We start from the raw sequence: 20,291 nt of genomic DNA on the forward strand, positions 1-20,291 counted from the left end.
TCGAATTCGTCAAGTCCTGTGAATCCGGAAAGAACATCCTCTCGCAGGATAGCGTCAGCCGTGGTCGCGTCGGCACTATTCGCCGGCCAGCGCCACACACCCGGCCAGTGCGCACCCGGGATCGTGCAACTGCCAACACGGCGGGGTTGAGATCGAATGTTGTGCGCATGCCGTCGCCAGCGCACTCTTGCGGATCGCCAACTTGATTGCGATTGCTGACTGAGTACCAATAGATTAGTAGTATCTGCCATTGTTCCTAATCTATTGGGAGGTATGGATGGGTAGACAGCAGTCGAGTCTGCATCCGGCCGCCCGGGAGGCGCTGCGTATTCTCGGTGCGCAGGTGCGCGCCGCCCGCGTCGAGAAGCGGTGGACCGGCGACGATCTCGCTGAGGCTGCCGGAGTGTCGCGCTACACCATCACGCAGATCGAGAACGGTGCGCCGGCGGTGGGGATAGGTAATGTGCTCAGCGTGGCCGCCATCGCCGGGGTGCCGTTGTTCGGGGCAGCCGATCGTGCGGAGCTCGCCGCGATGCGAGCGCGCGCCGAAGATCGTGTCGCTCTGCTGCCGTCGCGGGTGGACAAGCCGAGACGTCGAATGAGTGACGATGACCTCGACTTCTGAAGCCTTCGTGTGGGTGTGGCTCCCGGGCAGTGCCGAGCCGGTCCCTGCGGGCCGCCTTGAGTTGCGTTCCGACGGACTCTGGTTCGGCTATGGGCGCGGTTACCTTGCCCGGCATGACGCGATCAGTCTGGCGCCGTCGCTACCACTGACGACGGACGAGTTCGGTCCGGACGCTGACCTCGGCATGCCCGGTGCGCTCCGTGATGGTGCGCCGGATGCGTGGGGCAGGCGCGTGATCCTGCACGCGCTGACCGATGCACGGGGTCGCGATGTCGAGACCGGAGATCTCACCGAACTCACCTACCTACTGGCGTCGGGTTCGAATCGTCTGGGGGCCATTGATTTCCAGGCGAGTGCAACGCGCTATGTCTCGCGCACGGATACGGCGAGCCTCGACGAATTGGGCAGGGCCGCACAGATCGTCGACGAAGGCGGCGAGTTGCCTGTGGCGCTCGCCTCGGCGCTCGTACACGGCACTTCGATGGGTGGCGCGCACCCCAAAGCGCTCATTGCGGACGGCGACACCGAACTGCTCGCGAAGTTCAGTACGTCCGACGACATCCTGCCTGTGGTCAAAGCGGAAGCCGCGAGTATCGAACTGGCCCGGCACGTGGGCCTGGATGTTCCGGCCGCGCGGCTGGTGCGGGCGGCCGGACGGGACGCGCTGCTCATCGAGCGTTTCGACCGTCCGGGTGGTGGTAGACGTATCCCGGTGGTGTCGGCTCTGACGCTGTCCGGTCTCGGTGAGATGACCGCACGGTACGGCAGCTACGTCGACCTGCTGGCGTCGCTGCGGGAATCGGGTTCCGATGCCGGTGAGGAATTGTTCCGGCGTGTCGCGTTCAATATCGCGATCAGCAATACCGATGACCATCTGCGGAACCATGCCGCGTTCTGGGATGGCCGGGCACTCGCTCTCACCCCCGCATACGACCTCTCGCCGATGAGCCGCACCGGTGAAACCGCAAGCCAGGCGATTGCGTATGGCGCGGACGGTCAACGGGACAGTAATTTGGCGACCCTGGTGAGGTATTGCGGCGAGTACGGGCTGTCACGCCGGCGCGGCCACGACGTCGCCCAGGCTGTTGTCACGGCGATACACGACAACTGGGACTCCGCCGCCGACGTTGCACAACTCACGCAGGCAGAGCGTGCGGTGCTGCTGGGTCGTCAGTTCCTCAATCCGGGCAGCATCCGGGGATTGTGATTGCCTCCGCTGAGAACTTTGCTGCCGGTTCTGGAATCCGGAACCGGCAGCAAGGTGTGTGGCGCCGGCGGCTACTTCGAGAACGCCACCGCCGCGGCCAGGCCGTCGATGGCGTCGTCGAGGATGCGGAGTTGGGTGTCGGCGTCGTCGGCTTCGAGAACCGACTGCCTGTCCGACGATCCGATCGGCAGGCGCGCGGCCCAGCCGGCCACTCCCAGCTCGACGGCGAGGTCGGCGTCGAGGGACGTCAGATCGATCACCAGGCGCTCGACCGGGTTGAGCTCGATGGCCGCGACACCACGGGCGTCGGCGAAGTCCTCCAGCAGCGTCGACACCCGGGCGCACAGCAATCCGAACGCCGCCCGATGCTCGATGGTCACCGGGGGAGTGGGCAGTGGTTGCACCGTCGCCCGCGGGTACGGTGCCTCGGGCAACCACTCGACGACGCGGAAACGGTTGCCGCCCACACAGCTCAGCGCCGCCTGACCGTCGGGGCGGCGGGACATCTGGGCGATGTCGGCGTAGGTGCCGACGTCGTAGCGGGCGTCGCCGCCGCCGACCTCGTGCCCCTGGGAGATCAGCACCACTCCGAAACCCGGTGGCCGCAACACCGGCTCGGGTGCCCGCGGATCCTCCTCGCGGCGATCGAGCAACGTCCGGTACTCATCGAGGGTGTCGGTGAGCAGCATCCGATAGCGCGGCTCAAAGATCCTCAGCGGCAACGACTCCCCGGGCAGTAACGCGCGGCCCAGCGGGAACATCGGGATGGTCGCGGGCTCCCACCGGTCCACGCAGACCTCCCTACGAGGTGGGCTTCTGGTCGATCACGACCTCGAACTCGAGCAGATCGGCACCGGAGGCGACAGGATTGCGCTGCTCACCCGCGTGGGCCGCCCGGGCCGGACCCGACGCCCAGTTCCGGAAGTCCTCCTCGGTCTCCCAATTGGTGACCACGAAGTAGCGGTCCTCGCCCTTGACCGGGCGCAAGAGCTGGAAACCGAGGAAACCGGGAGAGCCGTCGACCGAGTGTGCGCGGGCATGGAACCGCTTCTCCAGTTCGGGGCCGGCGCCCTCGGGAATCCTGATCGCGTTGATCTTCACCACTGCCATGCCGAACACCCTACTGCCGCGAACCGGCTCCGGATAGGTCCGGCGGGCCCGTGCGCCCGGTGGAGCGCGGGGCAGGGTGGCGCGGGCGGTGTGGTGCGGGCGCAACCGGACGACCGTCCAATATTCTGGTGACCGTGACCACAGTCCCGAAAAGCATCGCGCCGGAAAAGCACATTGCGGACATCGGGTTGCTCGATCACGGCGGCGACGACGGACCGCTCGGCCCGATCGTCCTGCTGCACGGGCTGATGGGACGAGGGCGCACCTGGCGCAGGCAGATTCCTTGGCTGCGGCGATACGGGCGCGTGTTCACCTTCGACGCCGCCTTCCACACCGGTGCCGACCCCGACGACCCGGACGGCCCCGACGACCCGGCCGAACTGTCCACCGAACGATTCGTCGCCGATGTCGCCGAGATCCTCACCTGGATCGACCGCGGGCCCGCCGTGCTCATCGGCCATTCAATGGGCGGGCTGCACGCCTGGTGCACGGCCGCGGCCTACCCGGAGATGGTGAGCGCGCTCGTCGTCGAGGACATGGCCCCCGACTTCCGTGGTCAGACCACGCGATCATGGACGCCCTGGTTCAACAGCTGGCCCGATCGCTTCGAATCGCTCGACGCCGCCGTCGCCATGTTCGGTCCGGTCGCCGGCCGCTACTTCTACGAAGCGTTCGATGACGGTGCGCTGCACGGTTCTCTCGACGTCTGGGCCGACATCGCCGAGGAATGGGGCGGACGCCACTTCTGGGACCAGTGGGCCGCGGTCACCGTACCCACACTGGTCATCGAGGCCGGGTACAGCGTCACCCCGCCCGGGCAGATGCGCCGCATGTGCTGGACCAATCCGCGCGCCCGCTACCTGAAGGTGCCCGGCGCCGGACACCTCGTCCACGACGACGCTCCCGAGTTCTATCGCGGCGCGATCGAGGCGTTTCTGTCCATGAACAAGCCGCGACCGGGCAGACACAGCGATATGGCGGACGGCCCGGCCGGGCGGTGACTCCCGGCAAGAAGAATCCCGGTGCCTGTGGGAGGCACCGGGATTCTCGGTAGGGGACGGGCGCGAGCCGTCAGTAGGCGGGAGCGGCACCCGGGGCGGGAGCGATATGTCCGCCGGTCATGCGGCGGTAGCAGTGCACCAGGAACAGCTGGGCGACGGGGAACGCGGCGATCATGCCGACGCCACAGGCCAGTGCGCCGACGAAGGTGATCACCCACACCATCAGGAGGGCGATGAGAGCGTCGCCGAGGTTGTTCTTGACCAGCTCGAACGAGGCCTTGATGGCGTCGACGGGGGCCAGGTTCTTGTCGATGGCGAAGATGATCGCGAACTGGCAGAAGAACGCGACCACCAGGCTGCCGATGATCACGATGCTGCCGATGAGGCTGGCCACCATCACCAGCAACGCGGTGAGGATCACAGGACCGATGTTGCGCGGTACGAACACATCGGCCACGGTCACGTTGACGCCGTCGGCGATCTTGAGAACGCCCGATATCAGGGCCGCCTGGATGTAGAAGACCACGACCATGATGACCGCGTACATCAGGAACATCCCGATCAGGCCGGCACCGCCGCCGTCACTGTTGGCCGACCCGAGAATGAGGGCGACCATCGCCGCGTAGACCACGACCATGCCGACGATGAGCGCGATTCCCGGCAGGATCAGCACACCGAGCTTGGCGGTGAACTGTGACCATGCCCAGCTGAAGGCGGTGCCCACGTCGACCTTCTGCGGAACGCCCGCGCCACCCGATGCGCCGAAGCCACCCGCGCCGTACTGGGGTGCGCCGTAGGCGCCCTGCCCGGCCGGCTGGCCGTACTGGCCACCTGCCGGCTGGCTGTGCTGACCGCCCGCGGGCTGGCCGTACTGGCCGGGATTGGGTTGGCCGTACTGGCCGCCGCCGGGTTGGCCGTACTGGCCGCCGCCGGGTTGGCCGTATTGACCGGGATTGGGTTGGCCGTATTGGCCGCCGCCGGGTTGGCCGTATTGACCGGGATTGGGCTGGCCGTACTGGCCACCGCCCGGCTGGCCGTATTGACCGGGACTGGGCTGGCTGCCGGGCTGACCGTACGAACCGGGTTGGCCGTACTGCCCCGGATTGCCGCCCTTGTAGGGATCGTTGCCTTCGGGCGAAGAACCCGACGGCGGAGGAGTTGGGGGGTAAGTCATAGCTGGCGACAGTATCAATATCTGTGAGTCCGCGGGTACCCCCCGGGGAATCATTTCATTCGATCGTCTCTGAATCGGAGTTCAAACGACGACGATCCGTGTCGAACCTGCTATGGGGTGAACCCACGTGCGGCACCGGATAATTCACGCTACCGAATATCGGCTTCACCGGCGAGGCAGAACAATCCGGCCTTGGTGATCTCCACGAGACCGTCCGACAACAATGAATCCAGCGCCCGATCACGTTGCGCGGTATCGGTGGTCCACACCACATCAAGGCTGCCACGCGGCACCGGATCGTTCGAATCGCGTAATACATCGAGCAACAATCCCCGCACCTGACGATCGGTGCCCGCGAATTTCTGGGTCCTGCGAGGTGGTCCGGAATGAGCCGGCCGGCCGCGCCGCACCCACCGGCAGTCCGTCAGCGGACACTCGTCGCAGCGCGGACTGCGGGCCGTGCACACCAGTGCGCCCAACTCCATCAGTGCGGCCGAAAACATCGGCGCATCAACCGAATACGAACCGTCCGCGGCTCTCGGCAACAACACCTCGGCATCGTCGAGATCACGCTTGGCGGGGTTACCCGGCTCCGCCCGTCCGTGCGCCGCCCGCGCGATCACCCGACGCACATTCGTATCGACGACCGGCACCGCCCGCCCGTACGCGAAACACGCCACCGCCCGTGCCGTGTAGTCACCGATACCGGGCAGCGAGAGCAACGTGTCGACATCGTCGGGAACCACATCGCCGAATTCGGCCGCCAGCACCTGCGCACAGGTGTGCAACCGCAATGCCCGGCGCGGATAACCCAACTTGCCCCACGCCCTGAGCACATCGCCGGGCGAGGCCGCGGCCATCGCCGACGGAGTAGGCCAGCGCTGCACCCACTCCGTCCACGGGCCGAGCACCCGCGCCACCGGGGTCTGCTGCAACATGATCTCGCTGACGAGAATCTCCCAGCCGCTGCGGCCCGGCTCCCGCCACGGAAGATCGCGCCGGTGCACATCAAACCAGCCCAGCACAGCGGCCGGTGGCACACTAGAGGACATGACTCAGGGATTGTCGCCGCGGGCCGCCTGGCGGGTTCTGCGCGAAGGTAACGAACGGTTCGTGTCCGGAGAATCGATACATCCCAGTCAGGGTATCGAGGACCGTGAACGACTCGTCGGCGGCCAGCACCCCCACGTCGTGCTGTTCGGCTGCGGTGACTCCCGCCTTGCTGCCGAGATCATCTTCGACCAGGGCCTCGGTGATATGTTCGTCGTCCGCACCGCCGGACACGTCATCGACTCCGCCGTCCTCGGTTCCCTCGAATACGGTCCCGTGGAACTCGACGTACCGCTGATTGTGATCCTCGGCCACGACAACTGCGGCGCCATCTCCGCCACCCTCAGCGCGCTCGATGACCTCCAACTCCCCACTGGATACATCCGCGACGTCGTCGAGAAGGTCGCCCCCAGCATCCTCGCAGGCCGCGGCGAAGGACTGACCCGCGTCGACGAATTCGAAGCCCGCCACGTCGTTGAAACCGGACGCATCCTCATGCAGCGCAGCCGCATCATCTCCGACCGCGTCAACTCCGGCAAACTCGCCATCGTCGGCCTCACCTACAACCTCGACCAAGGCAAGATCCACGTCCGCGGCGTGTTCGGCGACATCGGCGAAGTCACCATCGAACCCATGTAGGGGATCGATTCACCCTCGACACGCCGCGTCACGTCAGCGCGGCGGCCGGGGGTGGCCGATAGCGTTTACGGGGTGATCGAACCGCACGGGCCCCTGCCTCCCGAAGTGTATTGGCGACGCCGCATCCTCGCCGGTGTCATCGCGCTCGGCGTGGTGGCAGTGATCATCGGACTCATCGTGTGGACCACCACCGGCGACGAGTCCAAATCGAATGGTGCCAAGGGCTCGACGTCCGCATCGGCGTCCGCGTCCAAGCCACCGGCCAGGACCACCGAACCTGCTGACGAAAGCATCGACGAACGCGTCACCGGTGGCGGGACCGGCGGCGGAGGCGGAGCGGCCGCCGGCGAAACGGTGCGATCCCGCGAATCGGGCACCGCGAGACCATCGGGCAGCACCACCAGCGCACCCGGACCGGTACCGGCGTCCGGACTGTGCCCCGACGAGAACATCTCCGTCGTGCTCTACACCGACAAACCCACCTACACCGTCGGCAGCCAGCCCGTGTTCACCATCGTGGTCACCAACGCGGGCCTCAGCGAATGCACCCGCGACGTGGGCAAATCAGCCCAGGACGTCGTAGTGCGCACCCTCGACGGCACCCGCACCCTCTGGACCGCTCGCGACTGCTCGCCCGTCAAGACCCCCGACAACCGGGTGCTCAAACCCGCCCAGCAGGTCCGCGACACCATCACCTGGTCCGGCACCACCAGCAACCCGGGCTGCAACAAGCCCCGCGTCCCGGTGCCCGCGGGCCAGTATCAGGCCATCGGCAAGATCGGCCAGAAGGAATCCTCACCCATCACCTTCAACATGGTGAACCCCGCCAGTAACTGATGGGCTACTCGTAGCGTTCGATGCTGGATTCGGCCAGGCGGGACAGGCCCTCGCGGATGTGGCGGGCCCAGATGCTGCCGATGCCCTCGACGGCCTGTAGATCGGCCGACGAACTGGCCAGCAGGGCCTGCAGTGAACCGAAACTGCGCACCAGGCGGTCGACGTGCGCGAACTGCAGCCGTGAAATCCGGGCCAGCAGACGGTAGCCGCGCGGGCGCATCGAGGTGTCCTGGGCGTCGATGGTGGTGGGATAGCCGAACGCGCCGGCCAGCAACGTCAGATCGAGCAGATCGGCGTCGGACAGGCTCTCGATAGTTTCGAGTGCCTGCCGCACCTCCTCGGTGGTGGCCGGCTCAGGGCTCGCGTAGTAGTCACGGACCAGCAGCTCACGCATCGTGTCGTTGTCGTGGATCAGCTCCTCGAGCTGCAGACTCACCTGGCGGCCGTTGACGCCGAGCTCGAGCACGTACTCCTCGATCTCCACCGACACCCGGCGCACCATCTCCATGCGCTGCGCGGTCGACATCGCATCCCGCAGCAGCACGTAGTCCTCGATCTCGGCGCGCGAGAGCGCCGAGATCACCTCGTCGAGGCGTGACTTGTACCGTTCCAGCGTCGACAGGGCCACGTTGGCGCGCGACAGGATCGGGTCGGGGCTCTCGACGACCCGCCGCACCCCGTCGACGTAGATGCTCACGATCGACATCGACGCGCTCACCGAGATCACCGGATGTCCCGTCTGGACGGCGGTGCGTTCGGCGGCGCGATGACGCGTGCCGGATTCGTCGGTCGGGATCGTCGGGTCGGGGACGAGCTGGACGTTGGCGCGCAGGATCCGTTCACCGTCGGTCGACAGCACCACCGCGCCGTCCATCTTGGCCAGCTCGCGCAGCCGGGTGGGGGCGAACCCGACATCGAGCCGGAAACCCCCGTCGCAGATCTTCTCGACCTCCTCGTCGTGGCCGAGCACGATCAGTGCGCCCGTCCCGCCACGCAGAATCCGTTCGAGCCCGTCACGCAACCCGGTGCCCGGTGCGACACGGGCCAGGGTTTCCCGCGTCAGCGCTTCGCGGGCGGTCCCGTGCTTGTCAATGTCGGGCACCGTGTGCCACCTCCTTGTGAGTCGACCAATAGCGTATCCACCTATGAGAAGTGAATTCGCCGTGCCCGCCGACCTCGACCCGGTCACCCGACACCCGCAGGCCACCCCGCCCGGCGAACCGGTGGGCTCACACAACGCTTCGTGCTACGGATGCGGGCCACGGACTCCACACGGTCTGCACATCGTCACCATCGCCGGCGAGGGCTTCACTGTGTACGCCGATCTGCGGGTCGAGCCGTGGATGGAAGGCGGCCCCGGAGTCATCCACGGCGGTCTCCTGGCCACCGCGATCGACGAGGTCCTGGGCTCGGTACCCAAGCTCGCCACCGGCGCCGCCGTGACCGGGCACCTCGAACTCGACTACCTCAAACCCGTGCCGGTGGGGTTGACGGTGCGCATCACCGCTGAACTGCTGGGGGTGAAAGGCCGCAAGATCTACAGCAAAGCCGTTGTGCGTCCGGCTGATTCGGATCAGGAGCTGGCTATCGCGCACGCCCTGTTCATCGTCCCGCGCCCGCGCTGATCGCTTCGCCCAGGTTGTTCACGCGCATCGCCCGGATGCCGGCGGGAAGTTTCTCGTCGGTTCCGGCGGGGATGATGGCCCGCGCGAAGCCGAGACGTTTGGCCTCCGCGAGCCGCCGGGCGATGCCGGTGACCCGGCGCACCTCCCCGGCCAGCCCCAGCTCGCCGATGACGACGGTGTCCTGCGGGATAGGTGAGCGTTTGACGAACGAGGCCACGGCCAGCGCCGCGGCCAGGTCGACCGCCGGTTCGGTGACCTTCATGCCGCCGACCGTCGACACGTACACCTCCTGCTTGCCGACCTTCGGATAGCCGTTGGCCTGCAGGACCGCCAGGATCATCGCGATGCGCTGGGCGTCGAGGCCGGAGACCGCCCGCCGCGGATTGTGCAGATCGTCGCCGTTGGCCAGGGCCTGCACCTCTCCGACGAGGGCGCGTTTGCCGTCCATCGTCACCATCGTGACCGACCCGAACACGTCCGCGGACCGCTGATGCAGGAAGATTCCCGACGGGTCGGGCACCTCGTGGATGCCGTCGTCGTGCTGCTCGAAACAGCCCACCTCGTCGGAGGCGCCGAACCGGTTCTTGATGCCGCGGATCATGCGGAGCGTCGAATGTTTGTCGCCCTCGAACGACAGCACGACGTCGACGAGATGTTCCAGCGACCGCGGGCCGGCGAGGTTGCCGTCCTTGGTGACATGGCCGACGAGCACCACCGCGATCCCACGACTCTTGGCCAGTGACACCAAAGCCGTTGTGACAGCGCGTATCTGGGTGACTCCGCCGGTCACTCCGTCGACGCCGCCGGCCACCACGGTCTGTACCGAGTCGACGATCAGCAGGGTGGGACGGACGGCGTCGACGTGGCCGAGGATGGTCGCGAGATCGGTCTCGGACGCCAGGAAGATGCTCTCGTGGACGGCGTCGGTGCGTTCGGCCCGTAACCGGACCTGCCCGGCCGACTCCTCGCCGGTGATGTACAGCGCGGTGTTGCCGCGCCGCGCCCAGTGTTTCACCGTTTCGAGCAGCAGCGTGGACTTGCCGACGCCCGGCTCACCGGCGAGCAGGATCACCGAACCGGGCACCACGCCCGAACCGAGCACCCGATCGAACTCGCCGATACCGGTGGGCACGGCGACCGATGTGGTGGCGTCGATGTCGGTGATCCGCCGGGCCGGGCTCGATGGCGCGACCGAGGCGGCCGACCGTGACGACGGCGCCGGACCGCTCTCGGCGATCGTTCCCCAGTCGCCGCATTCCGGGCACCGGCCAACCCATTTGGGCGGTGCGAAACCGCAGGCGGAACAGGCATAGCTGATCTTCGGTCTGGCCACGGGGCCAACCCTAGATTCCGCCTACGACATCGCTGATCTAGTGCCCGGCTTCGCCGCCGCGGACTTTGTCCTGGCGTTCGAGATCGGGGCCGGCGTTGAGGGGCACCTGGACCCGCACTTCGCCTGCCTTCTCGAACTTGAAGGTCAGCTGGGTGCTGACGCCGACGCGCACGGTGTCGCCGGCGCCGGTGAGGGTGACCTTGAGGTGGTCGCTGTCACCGGCTTCTGATTCGGGTTCGCTCGTGGCGGAGGCAGACGCGGACGGTGCCGCCGAGCTGGGGGCGCTCGTCTTGGTGGTGTCCTCGGCCAGGCCGGGGAACTCACCTGCCTGCAGTGCCTTGCCCGGGTTGATGGTGGCGTCGCCGGTGATGGTGACGGTGCCGCGAGTGGGGGTCACCGCAACCAGTTTGTCGGCGACGGTGGCGCTTTCGTTGCTGATGAGGAAGGCGATGTCGTAGGGTCCGCCGGCTTCGGCACTGGCCTCGGCGTCGGTGGGCCACACGAATGTGACGTCGCGGATCAGCAGTGCGCCGAGTTTGGCGGAGCCGCCGTTGACGGCCGGTTCCTGGCTGGTGGTCTGTGACACCTGACCTGCGCCGCAGGCGGAGGTGCCGAGCGCGATGGCCAGGCCGAAAGCGCCGACGGCAGCGGCGCTCATCAGACGCCGTGTCCTGTTTTGAAGCTGTGACACCCGTTCCTCCAAGGTCCTCAGATGAAGGTGGTGTGCGTAACGTGCACACTCTGCACTACGCAGCGTAGTGGGCCGGTGGCGGGTTAGTCCTGCCGGGTCGCAGATTGGTTGCCGGATTGTGTCTCCGAGCGCGCTTCGAGCGCCCGGAAAACAGGTACTTGCGTGGCGTGGATCACGGTGGTATGCGACCTCGGCAAACCTTCGTGAAACCGCCTGTGCAGCATGCCGTCAGGGCCTTGACCTGCACCGTTGGTGAACCGCCCGGTAACGGCCGTGTTAGACTGGCGTCACTCGAAAGGGGCATAGAACATTGAATTTCAAAGTTGGCGACACCGTTGTGTATCCCCGTCACGGTGCGGCTCGTGTTTCGGACATCGTGACGCGGACCATCAAGGGTGAGCAGATCGAATATCTCGTTCTGAAGGTGGCCGATGGCGACATGACGGTTCAGATCCCGTCGTCGAAGCTTCAGGATGTCGGTGTCCGCGACGTTGTGGGGCAAGAGGGTCTCGACAAGGTCTTCCAGGTTCTGCGGGCCCCGCACACCGAGGAGCCCACCAACTGGGCACGTCGGTTCAAGGCAAATCAGGAGAAGCTCAACTCGGGCGACATCATCAAGGTCGCCGAGATCGTGCGTGACCTGTGGCGTCGTGAGCAGGACCGGGGCTTGTCGGCGGGTGAGAAGAGCATCCTGACGCGTGCGCGCCGGGTGCTCGTGGATGAGTTGTCGCTGGCACAGAACACCGACGACGAGAAGGCCACGAGCATTCTCGACGAGGTTCTGGCTGCGGCGTCCTGATCTGTGTCTGAAGCCGGACTGGTGGGCGGCCGCGCCCGAGTGGGCGTGATTGTTCCCGCTGCGGGGTCCGGTGTACGGCTCGGGGAGGATTCCCCGAAAGCGTTTGTCGATCTCGGCGGTTCGACGATTCTGGAGCATTGTGTCTCCGGGATCGCCGGCGCCGGGATCGACGCGTTTGTGGTGGTTGTCGTTCCCGCTGAACTGGTGGCTCACGCCCGTGAGCTGTTGCCGGGCGTGACAGTGGTACCGGGAGGTGCCCATCGCAGCGAGTCGGTGCGTGCGGGCCTCGCGGCCTGCGCCGATGCCGATGTGATTCTGGTGCACGATGCGGCCCGCCCGCTGACCCCGCCCGGGGTGTTCCGGCGTGTCGTCGACGCGGTGGTGGCCGGGCATCAGGCGGTGGTTCCGGGTCTGCCGGTGGCGGACACGCTCAAGCGGGTGGTTCCCGGTTCAACGAATGCCGAACGGGTCGTCGACACGGTGGACCGTGAACCGTTGCGTGCGGTTTCGACCCCGCAGGGTTTTACCCGGGAGGCGTTGCTTCGGGCCCACGCCGACAACGAGGGTCTGGCCACCGACGACGCCGGTCTGGCCGAACGCTGTGGTATCGACGTGGCGGTGGTGCCCGGAGACCCGCTGGGTTTCAAGATCACCACGCAGTGGGATCTGCGGATCGCCAGAATGCTGGTGTCGTGAGAGTGGGGATCTGGTGAGAGTCGGTATCGGGACGGACGCCCATCGGGTCGACGCCGCGGCGGAGTGCTGGATGGTCGGCCTGTATTTTCCCGGCGAACCCGGCTGCGAAGGCCACTCCGACGGCGACGTCGGTGCGCATGCGCTGTGCGATGCGGTGCTGTCGGCCGCCGGCCTGGGTGATCTGGGATCGGTGTTCGGCACCGGTCGGCCCGAGTGGGCCGGCGTGAGCGGGGTGCAGATGCTCCGGCACGTCGCCACACTCGTCGAGGCCGCCGGGCTGACCGTCGTCAACGCTGCGGTGCAGGTGATCGGGAACCGGCCCAAGATCGGCCCGCGGCGCGACGAGGCGCAGCGGGTGCTCGGCGAGGCACTGGGCGCGCCGGTGTCGGTGTCGGCGACGACCACCGACGGTTTGGGGATGACCGGGCGCGGTGAGGGGGTTGCCGCAATGGCGACTGCGCTGGTGACTAACGGGTAAGATGGCGCGTCGTGACCTTGCGCCTGTTTGATTCCGCTGCCCGAGAGGTACGTGACTTCGTTCCGTACCGCGACGGACAGGCGTCGATCTACCTGTGTGGCGCTACGGTGCAGGGACTGCCGCATATCGGTCACGTGCGCAGTGGTGTCGCGTTCGACGTCCTGCGTCGTTGGCTGGAGTACTCCGGTCTCGATGTGTTGTTCGTGCGCAACGTGACCGACATCGACGACAAGATCCTCAGCAAGGCCGCCGAGGCGGGCCGTCCGTGGTGGGAGTGGGCGGCCACCCACGAGCGCGCATTCGCCGCCGCCTACGACGCGCTCGGCGTGCTGCCGCCGTCGGGGGAGCCGAGGGCCACCGGATTCGTGACGCAGATGGTCGAGTACATGCAGCGGATCATCGACAACGGGCACGGCTACGCCGCCGACGGCAATGTGTACTTCGATGTGCGCAGCCTGCCCGAGTACGGCGCACTCAGCGGGCATCGGCTCGAGGACGTGCATCAGGGCGAGAGCGCGGGCACCGGCAAACGTGATCCGCGGGACTTCACGCTGTGGAAGGCGGTCAAACCGGGCGAGCCGTCGTGGCCTACTCCGTGGGGTCCGGGGCGGCCGGGATGGCATCTGGAATGCTCGGCGATGGCCACCTCGTTGCTCGGTCCGCAATTCGATATCCATTGCGGTGGAATGGATCTCATCTTCCCTCATCATGAGAACGAGATCGCCCAGGCCCGTGGTGCCGGCGACGGTTTCGCGAACTACTGGCTGCACAACGGCTGGGTGACCCTGGCAGGCGAGAAGATGTCGAAGTCGATCGGCAATGTGGTCTCGATGCCGGCGATGCTGGGCAAGGTACGGCCTGTCGAACTGCGGTACTACCTGGGCAGTGCCCACTACCGGTCGATGCTCGAGTATTCCGACGGCGCGCTCGCCGAGGCCGCGGCCGGATACCGGCGCATCGAGTCGTTCCTGCACCGGGTGGCCGAGCGGGTCGGCGAGGTCAAGGTCGGTGAGGTGTCGGCGGAGTTCGCCGAAGCGCTCGACGACGATCTCGGGGTGCCCGCCGCACTGGCGGTGGTGCACAACGCGGTTCGCCACGGCAACTCCGAACTCGAGTCCGGCGACGGCGCGGCTGCCGCGCAGACGGCCTCGACGGTGCGTGCGATGACCGGAGTTCTCGGCGTCGACCCGCTCGATGAGCGCTGGTTGTCCGACGGCGACGATTCAACCGCGACGGCCTCACTCGACGTCCTGGTGCGGGCCGAACTCGACCGCCGGGCGCAGGCGCGGACCGAGAAGGACTGGGCCACAGCCGATGCCGTCCGGGACCGCCTCACGCAGGCCGGTATCGAGGTCACCGACACCCCCGACGGGGCCAAATGGTCCCTCAAAGAACCCACCCGAAGGGGAACTGAGTAGATGGCCGGAAATTCCAAGCGGCGGGGCGCTATTCGCAAGGACGGCACTAAGAAGGGACAGGTCACCGGTTCCGGTGGCCAGCGTCGGCGCGGTCTGGAAGGGCGCGGCGCCACCCCCAAGGCCGTCGACCGGCCGTACCACGCGGCCCACAAGAAAGCCGCTGCCAACGCGAAACGTACTGCGGGACGGCCCAATACACGCAGACGCGAGGACGGTCCCGAGTATGTCGTGGGCCGTAACCCGGTGCTCGAATGCCTGCGTGCCGGGGTGCCGGCAACAGCGCTGTACGTGGCCGTCAACTCCGACCCGGATGATCGGGTGTCCGAGTCGGTCGGTCTGGCCGCCGACAAGGGCATCGCGATCCTGGAGGCCACCAAGCCCGAACTCGACCGGATCGCCTCCAACGGTCTGCATCAGGGTGTGGCACTTCAGGTTCCGGAGTACCGATACACCCATCCCGACGACCTGATGGCCCAGGCGCAGGCCAGCGGCACCCCGCCGCTGCTGGTGGCCCTCGACAACATCACCGACCCCCGCAACCTGGGTGCGGTGATCCGTTCGGTGGCCGCGTTCGGTGGGCACGGGGTGCTGATCCCGCAGCGCCGCAGCGCCAGCGTCACCGCCGTCGCCTGGCGCACCAGCGCCGGTGCCGCCGCCCGGCTGCCCGTCGCGCAGGCCACCAATCTGACTCGCACACTGAAGGATTGGGCTTCATCGGGGGTTCAGCTCGTCGGCCTCGACGCCGGTGGCGATGTGACCCTCGATGACTACGACGGCACTGGACCGACGGTCATCGTCGTCGGCTCCGAGGGCAAGGGCCTGTCGCGGCTGGTCCGCGAGAGCTGCGATTCGATCCTGTCCATCCCGATGGCCGGCGACGTGGAGAGCCTCAACGCATCAGTCGCCGCCGGTGTGGTGCTGGCCGAATTCTCCCGGCAGCGACGCCTGTCATAGCTCCGGCCCGTCACAAACCCCACCGCTGGGCGGGAGCATCGACATTGTTGTGACGCTCCCGCCCAGCGGTGGGGTTTATGACGGATGTCTGCTTCGGAGGACCTTCCGGGCCCGCTACATTTGAATGATGACAAAGCTCAGCAGCATCGTTCCCACGGACCTCGGACTGGTCGAGGGCGTCAATGGGAAGCGGACCCGTAAGGGGACGATCAGCTGGAAGGGCATCCCGTTCGCCGCGCCGCCGATCGCGGGCAACCGGCTGCGCGCCCCGCAGCCTGCCACCCCGTGGCCGGGGGTGCGCCCCGCGAACGCCTACGGCAAGGCCGCCGTACAGGCAAAACGTTTCACCGCCGTCGGCCCCGGCAAGTACCAGCCGATCGGGGAGGACTGCCTCACCCTCAACGTATTCTCCCCCGACACCGTGCGGTCGACGCCCCGGCCGGTGATGGTGTTCATCCACGGCGGTGCCTACATCCTGGGCACCACGGCCACCCCGCTGTACGACGGATCGGCGCTGGCCAGGACGCAGGACGTGGTCGTGGTGACCGTCCAGTACCGGTTCGGGCCGTTCGGTTACCTGGACTTCTCGTCGTACTCCACCGACGAACGCACCTTCGACAGCAACGTCGGCATCCGTGATCACCTTGCTGCCCTCGAATGGGTGCAGCGCAATATCGCGGCGTTCGGCGGTGATCCCGGCAATGTGACGATCTTCGGTGAGAGCGCCGGCGGGTCGGCCGTCCTGGCCTTGTTGGCCAGTCCCGCCTCGAAGGGGCTGTTCCACGCGGCGATCGCCCAGAGTCCCGCGCCGGAGCTGGTCGTCGAAGCCTCCGACGCACGCCTCTACGCCGATGCGTTCCTGCGAATCCTGGAAAGCCCCGAGTACCGGGCGGGCGCACGCGACGAGGAGCCGATCACCCCCGAGCGGGCCCGGCAATTGCTGACCAAGGCGTCGGCGGCGGACCTGCACAAGGCCGGTGCCCGGTTGTTGGCTTACGCCAAGCACACCGACATCGTTTCGCCCGTACCCTACGGCCCGGTTATCGGCGATGACATCCTGCCGGAGGCGCCACTGGCGGCGGCGCAGGCGGGCAAACTGCTGCCGGTGCCGCTGATCATCGGCACCAACAACGACGAGGGACTGCTTTTCGCCAAGACCTGGAATATCCTGCCACCGGCGGAGAAGACGGTCATCGACGCCGCGGGTATCGACAGCTGGAACGAGATCTCGGCACTGTATGAGAAAGACGGCCCCGACGGTGTCCGGCTGTCGGCGGATGCGGTGTTCTGGGCGCCGTCGGTGACGATCGCCGACGGGCACAGCGCGGTGGCTCCGACTTACGTGTACCGGTACGACTTCGCGACCAAGGTGCTGGAGAAGACCGGTTTCGGCGCGACACACGCGATGGAACTGTTCGCGGTGTTCGGGGCGTTCCGTACTGCCCTCGGCGCGGGTATCGCGGTGGGTTCGTGGCGTTCGGCCGAGCGGGTCACCCGCACCGTGCAACGGCACTGGGGCAACTTCGCACTCGTGCACACCCCGGTCGCCGGCTGGCCCAAGTACACCACCAACCAGCGCCGGGTGCTGCTGATCGACGACCCGTGCCACGTCCGCGTCGATCCCGGTGGCGAGCGTCGCCAGGCTTGGCAGAAGGCGCACGCGGCCCGGGCTCACTGACCCGGTATCACAGGCCGGCGATCACAGGTCCCAGGCGGTCGGCGGGTCGGCCGCCAGAAACGAGAGCACCAGCGGATTGACCACCTCGGGTGATTCGACCGGCAGATAGTGGGTGCCGGGCACGACCGCCAGCCGCCCGTGCGGCAGCGTCCGGGATAGTTCCACGGCATGCTCGATGACGATGCCGCCTCGGTCGGCGGCCAGTATGAGCGTCGGGGCCTGCACTGATGCGAAGTCCTGGGCGGTGTAGGCCGGTCCCGGGATCATCAGGTCGGTGCCTTTGGCCAGGTAGGTGTCGAAGTGTTCGGGACCGTCGGGGGAGAACGCGAGAAACAACTCGCGGAGCAGGTCGATGATCAGCGGGTCGCGCCGGGCCAGCGGCTCGATGAACACATCGGGCTCAATCGCAGCCGAATTGATATATCCGCAGGCCAGGACCAGCTTGTGTACCAGATCGGGGCGCTGACGGGCGACGAGCAGGGCGACGACGGCGCCCTCGCTCCAGGTGACCAGGTGCGCGGGACGCCGGACGACCGTCTCCAGGTAGTCGATCAGCAGTTGTGCGGTGCCTTCGAGCGTGAACGGCTCGTCGGTGTCGGGGCTGTGGCCGTGACCCACCCGTTCGGGGGTGTACAGGTCGAGGCCGCCGTCACCGAAGTCGAGTACCTGCGCCGCCCACGACGCCGACGATGCGAACAGGCTGTGGAGCAGGACCGTTGCCGGTCCCGCGGGGTTACCGGTGTGCAGATGCCAGATCGGAGTGCCGCCGATGTCGACGTACACCCCACCGTCTCGGCGCTCGCCGATAGCCACGGACATGACGACCATGGTGTCAGACGCCGCATCGCCGGTGGAGCACGATTGTGGAAAGATCGGGCAACTATCGTGACCGTATGGATCAGGATCGGCCCGTTGTCCGGGCACTCGGCGCGGCGCTGACGGCATGTGTGGTGGCGTGCGGTGCCGTGGCCTGCGGCTCCGGTGATGATGCCGGCACGTCGGCCGGGACGAGCAGCTCCGTGACGCCGGTGACCGAACCCACATCCGAATCGTCGGTTGAACCGTCACCGGCGCCGGTATATCTGCCGCCCTACATCGACCACGTGCAGTGGGTCGACACCGAGGTGGGGCCGAGTCTGCAGATCTATCCGACGTTCTCGGGCCGCAACGCCGACGCCCCCACGGCCGGCGACGAGGCGTGGTCGGAGGTGCAGAAACTCGACGCGAGCGCCGACAGCCCCGGGATGCGAGCGCAATTCGACTGCCATTGGACGTTCGCCCGGCTCGTCGCTCCCGACAAGACGAGCTGGAACCTGGAACCGCAGAGACCCGTGGTCACCGCCGACGAGATGATCGCGGCCCGCTGCAATCCCGGGTTCGCCGAGGAGCCGGGCCCCTGATCCGCCTGGGTGCAGTACAGTAAGGCCGATGGTATCGATGGAACGTGTTATCGCCACCGAATCGGGGCTGGTCGGGGGCCGTCGCGGTCGCGGTAGGTCGATCAGCTGGCGGGGCATTCCGTTCGCCGCGCCACCTTTGGGCGACAAGCGATTCCGCGCGCCGCAGCCGCCGGAAGCGTGGCGTGGTGTGCGCGAATGTGACTCCTTCGGCGACGCGCTCATCCAGGAGAAGTACCTGACGCTCACCACGCCGCTGAAGCTGCAGCCGATGAGCGAGGACTGCCTCACGCTCAACGTGTTCTCGCCGGACTCGGTGCCATCGGCGCCGCGGCCGGTGATGGTATTTGTCCACGGCGGCGGTTTCCTGATGGGGATGGCAGCCACCCCCATCTACGACGGTACCCATCTCGCCCGCAACCAGGACGTCGTCGTCGTCACCATCCAGTACCGGTTCGGGCCGTTCGGATTCCTCGACGTCACCGAGTACGCCGATCCCGAGCACCCGTTCGAGACCAATCTCGGCCTGCGTGACCAGATCGCAGCGCTGGAGTGGGTGCAGCGCAACATCGCCGCATTCGGCGGCGACGCCGACAACGTCACAGTGTTCGGGGAGAGCGCGGGCGGCTCGTCGGTGCTGGCACTGCTCGCCGTGCCCGCCGCGAAGGGACTGTTCGCCGCCGCGATCGCCGAGAGCCCGGCCCCCGAACTCGTCGTCGAGCAGGACACCGCACGCATCATCGCCGACGAGTTCCTGCGGCTCCTCGACGATCCGTTCCGGGCTCCGGGCGCTCCTCATGACGGGCATCCGTTCCCGGCCCGGCAGGCCCGCCGGTTGCTGTCGCGGGCGTCGGGCCACGCGATCCATCAGGCGGGCAAGAAGCTGATGGACTATTCGATGAAGGTCGACGTCGGGGTGTTTCTGCCGATGGCACCGATCATCGGCGACGACATCCTGCCGCAGTCGCCGCTGCAGGCCGCCCGCGCCGGTGTCACTCACCCGATCCCGCTGGTCGTCGGCAACAACCGGGAGGAAGGAGCGCTGTTCGCCCGGTTCTTCGACCTGACGCCGGCGGTGGAGAAGACCGTCCACAAGCTCGCCGGTACAGCGGGCGGTGAGGCGATCCGCGCCGTCTACGGCGAGGAGAAGGCCGACAAGTCGCGACTGTCGGGCGATTTCCTGTTCTGGGGCCCCACCAGCGTGTTCGTCGACGGCCACAGCGCGGTGGCACCCACCTACCACTACCGCTACGACTACGTGACCCGACTGCTCAAGGCGAGCGGTTTCGGCGCCACCCATACCACCGAGATGCTGGCGGTGTTCGGTTCGCTGAAAACCTACGTCGCCGGTTTTCTGGCGATCGCCGACTGGCGTTCGGTCAGTCGCCTGGTCGCCGAGGTGCAGGGCCGTTGGGGCGGTTTCGCCCGCCACCGCGATCCCGGCAGCGACTGGCCCGCCTACACCACCGCCGACCGCCGCGTCCTGATCATCGACGACCCGAGCCGCGTCGACACCGACCCAGACGCCCGCCGACGCGAGGTCTGGCAGCGCCTGCATTCGACTGAATTGTCCGGTTGA

22 protein-coding genes are annotated in these 20,291 nt (G+C 67.2%); 14 read left to right on the forward strand and 8 right to left on the reverse strand.

Going from position 1 to position 20,291, the window contains the following annotated elements:
- Positions 1-277 precede the first annotated feature (277 nt).
- Positions 278-625, forward strand: a complete 348-nt coding sequence (locus tag KDB67_RS05645; RefSeq protein ID WP_291013485.1) for a helix-turn-helix domain-containing protein — start codon at positions 278-280, stop codon at positions 623-625.
- Positions 609-1,832 carry a HipA domain-containing protein gene (locus tag KDB67_RS05650; protein ID WP_291013487.1) on the forward strand — a complete coding sequence of 408 codons (1,224 nt, stop codon included), beginning with the start codon at positions 609-611 and terminating at the stop codon, positions 1,830-1,832. The genes KDB67_RS05645 and KDB67_RS05650 overlap by 17 nt, the downstream gene beginning before the upstream one ends.
- A 71-nt stretch (positions 1,833-1,903) precedes the next feature.
- Here the strand turns inward: KDB67_RS05650 and KDB67_RS05655 are convergent, their stop codons facing one another.
- Both KDB67_RS05655 and KDB67_RS05660 read right to left on the reverse strand, forming a co-directional pair.
- Positions 1,904-2,623, reverse strand: a complete 720-nt coding sequence (locus KDB67_RS05655) for an LON peptidase substrate-binding domain-containing protein (RefSeq protein WP_366851826.1) — start codon at positions 2,621-2,623, stop codon at positions 1,904-1,906.
- A gap of 10 nt (positions 2,624-2,633) precedes the next feature.
- Complete coding sequence (locus tag KDB67_RS05660; RefSeq protein WP_291013489.1) at positions 2,634-2,942, reverse strand: antibiotic biosynthesis monooxygenase; 309 nt, start codon at positions 2,940-2,942, stop codon at positions 2,634-2,636.
- Positions 2,943-3,115: 173 nt separating this feature from the next.
- Between KDB67_RS05660 and KDB67_RS05665 the strand changes: the two genes are divergently transcribed.
- Positions 3,116-3,943, forward strand: coding sequence for an alpha/beta hydrolase (locus KDB67_RS05665; RefSeq protein ID WP_291013528.1), 828 nt, complete (start codon positions 3,116-3,118; stop codon positions 3,941-3,943).
- 70 nt (positions 3,944-4,013) lie between these two features.
- Here KDB67_RS05665 and KDB67_RS05670 read toward each other — a convergent pair whose 3' ends face one another.
- Both KDB67_RS05670 and KDB67_RS05675 read right to left on the reverse strand, forming a co-directional pair.
- Positions 4,014-5,117 carry a hypothetical protein gene (locus KDB67_RS05670; RefSeq protein WP_291013491.1) on the reverse strand — a complete coding sequence of 368 codons (1,104 nt, stop codon included), beginning with the start codon at positions 5,115-5,117 and terminating at the stop codon, positions 4,014-4,016.
- A gap of 149 nt (positions 5,118-5,266) precedes the next feature.
- Entirely contained in the window at positions 5,267-6,169 is a 903-nt protein-coding gene (locus KDB67_RS05675; RefSeq protein ID WP_291013494.1) for an A/G-specific adenine glycosylase, read from the reverse strand.
- Here KDB67_RS05675 and KDB67_RS05680 point away from each other — a divergent pair.
- Together KDB67_RS05680 and KDB67_RS05685 are read left to right on the forward strand one after the other, a co-directional pair.
- Positions 6,168-6,806: a carbonic anhydrase gene (locus tag KDB67_RS05680; protein ID WP_291013496.1), complete on the forward strand. Its 639-nt coding sequence runs from the start codon at positions 6,168-6,170 to the stop codon at positions 6,804-6,806. The genes KDB67_RS05675 and KDB67_RS05680 overlap by 2 nt on opposite strands.
- A gap of 72 nt (positions 6,807-6,878) precedes the next feature.
- Positions 6,879-7,643, forward strand: coding sequence for a hypothetical protein (locus tag KDB67_RS05685; protein ID WP_291013499.1), 765 nt, complete (start codon positions 6,879-6,881; stop codon positions 7,641-7,643).
- A gap of 4 nt (positions 7,644-7,647) precedes the next feature.
- Here the strand turns inward: KDB67_RS05685 and disA are convergent, their stop codons facing one another.
- Positions 7,648-8,745: a DNA integrity scanning diadenylate cyclase DisA gene (gene disA / locus KDB67_RS05690; RefSeq protein WP_291013501.1), complete on the reverse strand. Its 1,098-nt coding sequence runs from the start codon at positions 8,743-8,745 to the stop codon at positions 7,648-7,650.
- A 43-nt stretch (positions 8,746-8,788) separates the two neighbouring features.
- Between disA and KDB67_RS05695 the strand changes: the two genes are divergently transcribed.
- Entirely contained in the window at positions 8,789-9,268 is a 480-nt protein-coding gene (locus KDB67_RS05695) for a PaaI family thioesterase (protein WP_291013503.1), read from the forward strand.
- Here KDB67_RS05695 and radA read toward each other — a convergent pair.
- Together radA and KDB67_RS05705 are read right to left on the reverse strand one after the other, a co-directional pair.
- Positions 9,246-10,601, reverse strand: a complete 1,356-nt coding sequence (gene radA / locus KDB67_RS05700) for a DNA repair protein RadA (RefSeq protein WP_291013504.1) — start codon at positions 10,599-10,601, stop codon at positions 9,246-9,248. The genes KDB67_RS05695 and radA overlap by 23 nt on opposite strands.
- 37 nt (positions 10,602-10,638) lie before the next feature.
- The gene (locus tag KDB67_RS05705; RefSeq protein WP_291013505.1) at positions 10,639-11,259 is read right to left on the reverse strand and encodes a hypothetical protein; all 621 of its coding nucleotides are present in this window, start codon (positions 11,257-11,259) and stop codon (positions 10,639-10,641) included.
- Positions 11,260-11,602: 343 nt separating this feature from the next.
- Here KDB67_RS05705 and KDB67_RS05710 point away from each other — a divergent pair, with 343 nt between their 5' ends.
- From KDB67_RS05710 to KDB67_RS05735, 6 genes are all read left to right on the forward strand, one after another.
- Complete coding sequence (locus tag KDB67_RS05710; RefSeq protein ID WP_291013506.1) at positions 11,603-12,091, forward strand: CarD family transcriptional regulator; 489 nt, start codon at positions 11,603-11,605, stop codon at positions 12,089-12,091.
- Between the two features lie 3 nt (positions 12,092-12,094).
- Positions 12,095-12,787 (forward strand): 2-C-methyl-D-erythritol 4-phosphate cytidylyltransferase, encoded by a 693-nt coding sequence (ispD, locus tag KDB67_RS05715; RefSeq protein WP_291013507.1) that lies wholly within the window; start codon positions 12,095-12,097, stop codon positions 12,785-12,787.
- Between the two features lie 13 nt (positions 12,788-12,800).
- Positions 12,801-13,265: a 2-C-methyl-D-erythritol 2,4-cyclodiphosphate synthase gene (gene ispF, locus KDB67_RS05720; RefSeq protein ID WP_291013508.1), complete on the forward strand. Its 465-nt coding sequence runs from the start codon at positions 12,801-12,803 to the stop codon at positions 13,263-13,265.
- Between the two features lie 11 nt (positions 13,266-13,276).
- Entirely contained in the window at positions 13,277-14,683 is a 1,407-nt protein-coding gene (gene cysS, locus KDB67_RS05725) for a cysteine--tRNA ligase (protein ID WP_291013509.1), read from the forward strand.
- Positions 14,684-15,637 carry a 23S rRNA (guanosine(2251)-2'-O)-methyltransferase RlmB gene (gene rlmB, locus KDB67_RS05730; RefSeq protein WP_291013510.1) on the forward strand — a complete coding sequence of 318 codons (954 nt, stop codon included), beginning with the start codon at positions 14,684-14,686 and terminating at the stop codon, positions 15,635-15,637.
- Between the two features lie 127 nt (positions 15,638-15,764).
- Entirely contained in the window at positions 15,765-17,315 is a 1,551-nt protein-coding gene (locus KDB67_RS05735; RefSeq protein ID WP_291013512.1) for a carboxylesterase/lipase family protein, read from the forward strand.
- Between the two features lie 21 nt (positions 17,316-17,336).
- Here the strand turns inward: KDB67_RS05735 and KDB67_RS05740 are convergent, their stop codons facing one another.
- A complete protein-coding gene (locus tag KDB67_RS05740; protein WP_291013514.1) occupies positions 17,337-18,143 on the reverse strand; it encodes an alpha/beta hydrolase in 807 nt (268 codons plus the stop codon).
- Positions 18,144-18,208: 65 nt separating this feature from the next.
- Here KDB67_RS05740 and KDB67_RS05745 point away from each other — a divergent pair, with 65 nt between their 5' ends.
- Together KDB67_RS05745 and KDB67_RS05750 are read left to right on the forward strand one after the other, a co-directional pair.
- Complete coding sequence (locus KDB67_RS05745) at positions 18,209-18,715, forward strand: DUF2599 domain-containing protein (protein ID WP_291013516.1); 507 nt, start codon at positions 18,209-18,211, stop codon at positions 18,713-18,715.
- 28 nt (positions 18,716-18,743) lie between these two features.
- Complete coding sequence (locus KDB67_RS05750; protein ID WP_291013517.1) at positions 18,744-20,291, forward strand: carboxylesterase/lipase family protein; 1,548 nt, start codon at positions 18,744-18,746, stop codon at positions 20,289-20,291.

The organism is Gordonia sp. (in: high G+C Gram-positive bacteria) (genome assembly GCF_020438995.1).
Classification (GTDB): domain Bacteria; phylum Actinomycetota; class Actinomycetes; order Mycobacteriales; family Mycobacteriaceae; genus Gordonia.